Raw genomic sequence first — 5,594 nt, 5'->3', positions numbered from 1 at the left:
CCCCGCCGCCGTGGCGGGCGCAGACGCCGGGGGTGTTGGCGGCCCGCGCGTCCGGGGTGGCGGTGGCGGCCGCGGCGGCGGCCGGCCCCACCCCGCCGACGAGCACGTCGGCGGCGAGGCCGGGCAGATCGCGCCGCGAGAGGAGGTAGGTGCCGGGCAGGGCGCGCGGCTCCGGCGTCACCGGGTCCGGATGAGGGGTGAGACCGGCGGCGACGGAGTCTGCCTCCGCCGCCACCGCGGTCACGATGAGCGCGCGCACCGTCGGTACGTGGTTACTTGAGCTTGAGGTTGAAGGCCCAGACGGCGAGGGGCTTGCCGTCCTCGGCCACCTGGACGATGTTCAGCTTCTTCGAGGCCGGCGCCTCGCCCTGGCCGCCGGTCGCGAAGACGTCGGCGCCCGGGAAGCTGCGGTAGGTGTTGGAGGAGGGCTCGGTGATCGGCTGTCCGTCGAGGACGGCCTGCCACTTCTTGCCGTCCTCGACGACCTCGGGCTCGACGCCCATGCGGAGGGTGTCCCCGCGGCCGTACTCGACGGTCTTGGCGCCCTTCAGGTCGGTGAGGCACTCCTGGACCTTGTCCATGGAGAGCTCCTTGCCATCGGAGCAGGCTGCCTCGGTGGACACCGACGACGTGCCGACCGTCACGGTCGCCAGCGGCGTCGGCTTGTCGCAGGCGGAGAGAAGGAGGAGGCCGGCGGACACGGCTCCGAGGGCCGCGACGCTGCGGCGGCCCCTACCCGAGAAAAGCGGTGCGGTCATGAGCCGAAGGCTATCGGGCCACCCGGCTCCGCCGCCGCACGGGGGTGTCCGTGGCCCGCGGCGCGGCGCGCCGCCCGCCCCCTGCGGCCCGCACACCGCCCCGCAGGCCCGTCCTAGGCCACTCGGGGGCGGGTGGAGCCCGGGTGGTGGCGGGGCGAGGACAGCAGCCCGCGGAAGGCCATGGTGGTGCCCGCCGCGACGATGGCCGCGGCGACCGCCATGCCCAGTACCCCGTTCAGCGGCAGTGCGATGCCGATCGCGCCGCCCAGCACCCACGCCATCTGGAGCAGCGTCTCCGAGCGGGCGAACGCGGACGTCCGCACCGCCTCCGGCACGTCCCGCTGGATCATCGCGTCCAGCGACAGCTTCGCCAGCGCCTGGCAGAACCCGGCCGTCGCCGCCAGCACCGCCATGAACAGCCCGCTGAAGAACACCGCCGCCAGGACCGCGACGCCCAGGGTCGCCGCCAGCACCGCCGCGATGATGGTCTCGGGCGCCCGGGCCCGCAGCCACGCGCCCACCGCCGTCCCGAACGCGTTCCCGGCGCCCGCCGCGACGCCCACGATGCCCAGTGACACCGCCGCGCTCTGCCCGGCGAGCGGGTGCTCCCGCAGCAGGAACGCCAGGAAGAAGATCAGGAACCCGGACAGGGCCCGCATCGACGCGTTCGCCAGCAGACCGCACAGGACCGACGGACTCACCGTGCGCAGGCCGGGCTTGCGCGAGTGGGGCTCGTGCGTGGACAGCCGGGCCCGCCGCTCGCCCTTCGCCTCGTCCACCTTGTGCGGCAGCGAGAACGCCGCGAACGTGCCCCAGACGAAGATGGCGCAGGCGCCGTACAGCGGCCACGGAGGCCCGATGGTGTGCAGGCCCGCCGCGACGGGCGCCGCCGCCGCGGTGGCGAGCAGGCCGGCCAGCGTGACCCGGGAGTTCGCCTTGACGAGTGAGAAGTTCGGCGGGAGCAGCCGCGGCACCACGGCGCTGCGGACCACCCCGTACGCCTTGGACGCGACCAGCACGCCCAGCGCCGCCGGGTAGAGCTCCAGCCCGCCCGTGGCCACCGCGCCCGACATCATCACCGCGAGCAGCGCCCGCGCGAGCATCGCGCAGGCCATCGCGGCCCGCCGTCCGTGCGGCAGCCGGTCCAGCGCCGGGCCGATCACCGGGGCCAGCACCGTGAAGGGGGCCATGGTGATCGCCAGGTACAGGGCGACACGGCCGCGTGCCTCGTCCGTGGGGACCGAGAAGAACACCGTCGAGGCCAGCGCCACCGTGATCATCACATCGCCGGCGCCGTTGATGGCGTGCAGCTCGATCAGCTTGCCGAGCCCCGATTCGCCGGCGCCGTGCGCGTGCGTGGCCCGCCGGATCCCGCGCGCCGTACCGGTGAAGGGACGCTGCAGGGCACGCCCGACGGCCCGGCCGGCCCGCCTGGCCGGTCCCGAGCCGTCGCCGGACGACCGTACGGGTGCCACACCCGCCATACTGCCCCACGGACCCCTCCGGGTCCCGTCCCGGCGCGTTACGGGCGCCCGTCGGGTCGCCGTCCACGGGCCGTCGTGACGATGTCGGCACGCGGGCTTGTCCGCGAATCGGACCTTGCATGTGGGCCCGGGGCGCCGGAGGAGGTAGCGTGCGTAGCGCGCCACCGGCGGTTGCTCTTGGCCGCGCGCCTCTTCGCGATCCCGCAGAATGGATTGCAGGTAGGTGCGCCCGAGGCCGATCGGGTGCGGACGTCGACGCGGCCCTCTGGTCCGCTCCGCCCGCGCCACGTACGGACAGGACCGACGGGTCGTTCAGGACGACAGTACGGACGGCGCACTCGTGAGACGGCGTAGGAGAGAACGAGACCTGTGAGTGCTGCGACGACGCGAAGCCGTACCCCCGACCGCCTGTGCGCCGAGGCGGTAGACCTCGCCCGCGCGGCGGCCGAGGAAGCCGCCGCTCCCTCAGTGGTGGGCGAGCACGTCTCCGCCGTCGCGGAGGGCGACCGGGTCGTCACGCACTTCTTCGAGTGCAAGGACCCCGGCTACCGGGGCTGGCGCTGGGCCGTCACCGTGACCCGCGCCTCCCGCGCCAAGAACGTCACCCTCGACGAAACGGTGCTGCTTCCCGGCGAGGACGCCCTCCTGGCCCCCGAGTGGGTCCCGTGGAGCGAGCGGCTGCGCCCCGGCGACATGGGCCCCGGCGACCTGCTGCCCACCGACGCCGACGACCTGCGGCTGGAGCCGGGCTTCACCGGCGAGGACGCGCCGCCGCCGAACTCGCTCGTCTCCACCGAGATGGCCGAACTGGTCGAGGCCGAGGACGCCGACGTCACCGACCGCACCGTGGTGCCCGTACGGGGCTCCATCGCCTCCGTCGCCGAGGAGCTCGGCATGCGCCGGGCCCGCGTCCTGTCGCGCTACGGGCTGCACAGCGCCGCCGACCGCTGGGACGAGTCCTTCGGCGCCAAGACCCCGATGGCGCAGGCGGCGCCCGCCTCCTGCGTCTCCTGCGGGTTCCTCGTCGCGATCGGCGGCTCGCTGGGCCAGGCCTTCGGCGTCTGCGCCAACGAGTTCGGCCCCGCCGACGGACACCTCGTCTCCCTCTCGTACGGCTGCGGCGGCCACTCCGAGGCCGCGGTCATGCCGAAGCCGCTGCGCCCGGCCCCGCCGGTGCTCGACTCGATGGCCTCCGACGAGTTCCCGCTGCGCCCGGCCCCCGACACCGGCTCGGTCCCCTCGGCGGACCTGCCGGCCGCGGACCTCGGCCACTCGTAGCACGCGCGGCGGCCACTCGTGGCACGCGCGGCCGTACGGGGCCGTCCGTCCGGCGGGGCGACGGCCCCGCCCCGGCGGCGTACCCTCGGCGCATGGGGGAAGCCGACATGGTGGGGCTGGACGGCCGGGTGACCGGGACGGTGGGTCCCGGTCTGGTGGGCGAGGTCATCGTCCGCATCCGCGGCGGCGCCGAGCACTTCCTCGCGCATCCCGCCCCGGGCACGGGCCGGCTGCCCGTCGGAACGGTGGTGACCGTCGTCGAGTACCTGCCGCCGCGCACGGTGTACGTGATGGCGGCGTACGACAACTGAGGCCCTGCGCCACCTGCCCGGATGTGCTTCGTATCAAGATGGCGACAAGACTCCGCCAGGATCTTCTTAACGCGGCCGCACAGGAGCACACTCGCCCTCGTCAGTGTCGAACGGCACTGCGACAAAGGGGGCGTTGCCGATGGCTATCGGCGTCGTGGCGGGAATCGTTCTCGCCGCAATAGTGGCCTTGGTCGGCCTGTTCAAGCTCATGTGGCGGGTGGCCGAACCGAACGAGGCACTCGTCATCTCCGGTTCCACGCACCGCACCGAGGGCATCGGCGAGGGCATGGGCTTCCGGATCGTCACCGGGCGCGGAACCCTCGTGGTCCCCGGTGTGCAGGCGGTGCGCAAGCTGTCGCTGGACCTCAACGAGACCCAGCTGAACGTGGACTGCGTGACCCACCAGGGCATCCCGCTGCGGGTGAAGGGCGTCGTGATCTTCAAGATCGGCGACGACCTCGTGTCCATCGCGAACGCGGCGCGCCGCTTCCTGGACCAGCAGAAGATGATGCCCGAGCGGGTGCACATCGTCTTCGCGGGCCATCTGCGGTCCATCGTGGGCGGGTTGACGGTCGAGGACATGATCCGCGACCGGGAGAAGCTGACCGGGCAGACCCGGGCGGCCTGCGGTACCGAGATGGAGAAGCTCGGCCTGATCGTCGACTCGCTCCAGATCCACGAGATCGAGGACCCGACCGGCTACATCAAGAACCTGGCGATGCCGCACGCGGCCGCCGTCCAGCGGGACGCGCGCATCGCCCAGGCCGAGGCGAACCGTTTGGCCACCGAGGCCGAGCAGACCGCGTTCGCACGGATGGCGGAAGCCACCCGCGACAGCGAGATCCTCCAGGCCGGCTACCAGGCCGAGCGCGACAAGGCCGCCGCGACCGCCCGCCAGGCGGGCCCGCTCTCGGAGGCCGCGGCCCGCCAGGAGGTCGTCGTCCAGGAGACCCGGGTCGCCGAGCTCGAAGCGCACCGGCGCGAACAGCAGCTCCAGGCGGACGTGCGCAAGCCCGCCGACGCGGCGGCGTACGAGACCCGCACCCGCGCCGAGGCCGAACGCGACGCCCGGATCTCGGCGGCGCAGGCCAAGGCCAAGGAGACCGAGCTGGCGGCCGCGGCCGAGGCCACCCGCGTGACGACGGCGGCGACCGCCGACGCGGCGGCCACCGAAGCCCGTGGTCTCGCGGCGGCGAAGGCCACCCGGGCGACCGGTGAGGCCGAGGCCGCGGCCACCCAGGCCAAGGGCCTCGCGGTGGCGGCGTCGGCGAAGGCCAAGGGCCTCGCCGAGGCCGACGCGATCAAGGCGCGGGCCGCCGCACTCGCCGAGAACCAGGAAGCGGTCGTCGCCCAGCAGCTCGCCGAGAACTGGCCGGCGATCGTGGAGGCGGGCGCCGGGGCCTTCGGGAACGTGGAGCACATGGTGCTGCTCAACGGCGCCGAGGGCATGTCGGAGATGTTCGCGAAGGCCCTGACGATGGGCGGCACGGGGCTGGGCCTGGCCCGCCAGCTGCTCGCGTCGATGTCCCAGCCGGGCGCCCCGGGGGCCACCTCCCCCGCCGCCGCCCCGGTGAACGGCAGCGCCGCGGCCTCCTCCCACCAGATCCCGATCGCGGAGGCGTAGACCGCCGCGTCCGCGGGGCCGCGGGGGCCCGGGGCCGCCCCCCCCCCGCGCGGCGGCGGCAGCGGGGGGCGGCTGCGGCGCCACGGTTTCGCCCCATCCGCGCCCGGCGCCCGCGACACCGTGGGCCTCGGCGTGGACG

General features: G+C 74.4%; 5 protein-coding genes and 1 pseudogene. 3 read left to right on the top strand and 3 right to left on the bottom strand.

Translation table 11 applies throughout. The features are described from left to right. The 3 genes and pseudogenes from ACFXA3_RS33815 to ACFXA3_RS33805 all read right to left on the bottom strand — a co-directional run. Positions 1-259 (bottom strand): annotated as a pseudogene (locus ACFXA3_RS33815) (futalosine hydrolase); the annotation flags it as partial. Between the two features lie 13 nt (positions 260-272). Further along, entirely contained in the window at positions 273-758 is a 486-nt protein-coding gene (locus ACFXA3_RS33810; protein ID WP_385193210.1) for a DUF2771 domain-containing protein, read from the bottom strand. A gap of 113 nt (positions 759-871) precedes the next feature. After that, complete coding sequence (locus ACFXA3_RS33805) at positions 872-2,242, bottom strand: MFS transporter (RefSeq protein WP_385193208.1); 1,371 nt, start codon at positions 2,240-2,242, stop codon at positions 872-874. A 369-nt stretch (positions 2,243-2,611) separates the two neighbouring features. Here ACFXA3_RS33805 and ACFXA3_RS33800 point away from each other — a divergent pair, with 369 nt between their 5' ends. From ACFXA3_RS33800 to ACFXA3_RS33790, 3 genes are all read left to right on the top strand, one after another. Beyond that, positions 2,612-3,520 carry a DUF3027 domain-containing protein gene (locus ACFXA3_RS33800; RefSeq protein WP_385193205.1) on the top strand — a complete coding sequence of 303 codons (909 nt, stop codon included), beginning with the start codon at positions 2,612-2,614 and terminating at the stop codon, positions 3,518-3,520. 92 nt (positions 3,521-3,612) lie between these two features. Further along, positions 3,613-3,831, top strand: a complete 219-nt coding sequence (locus ACFXA3_RS33795; RefSeq protein ID WP_385193202.1) for a hypothetical protein — start codon at positions 3,613-3,615, stop codon at positions 3,829-3,831. A gap of 139 nt (positions 3,832-3,970) precedes the next feature. Beyond that, on the top strand, positions 3,971-5,455 hold the full coding sequence (locus ACFXA3_RS33790; protein WP_385193200.1) for a flotillin family protein: 1,485 nt from the start codon (positions 3,971-3,973) through the stop codon (positions 5,453-5,455). The last annotated feature ends 139 nt before the right edge of the window (positions 5,456-5,594 follow it).

Origin of the sequence: Streptomyces sp. NPDC059456 (genome assembly GCF_042750055.1) — a bacterium.
In the GTDB taxonomy this organism is placed as follows: domain Bacteria; phylum Actinomycetota; class Actinomycetes; order Streptomycetales; family Streptomycetaceae; genus Streptomyces.
The sequence above is the reverse complement of the archived record's forward strand: the minus strand, read 5'-3'. Positions and strand labels throughout refer to the sequence as shown.

Excerpts from the sequence above, each read along its gene's own strand:
- ACFXA3_RS33790 (WP_385193200.1), top strand. The coding sequence starts at position 3,971 with ATGGCTATCGGCGTCGTGGCGGGAATCGTTCTCGCCGCAATAGTGGCC.
- ACFXA3_RS33810 (WP_385193210.1), bottom strand. The coding sequence starts at position 758 with ATGACCGCACCGCTTTTCTCGGGTAGGGGCCGCCGCAGCGTCGCGGCC.
- ACFXA3_RS33805 (WP_385193208.1), bottom strand. The coding sequence starts at position 2,242 with ATGGCGGGTGTGGCACCCGTACGGTCGTCCGGCGACGGCTCGGGACCG.
- ACFXA3_RS33795 (WP_385193202.1), top strand. The coding sequence starts at position 3,613 with ATGGGGGAAGCCGACATGGTGGGGCTGGACGGCCGGGTGACCGGGACG.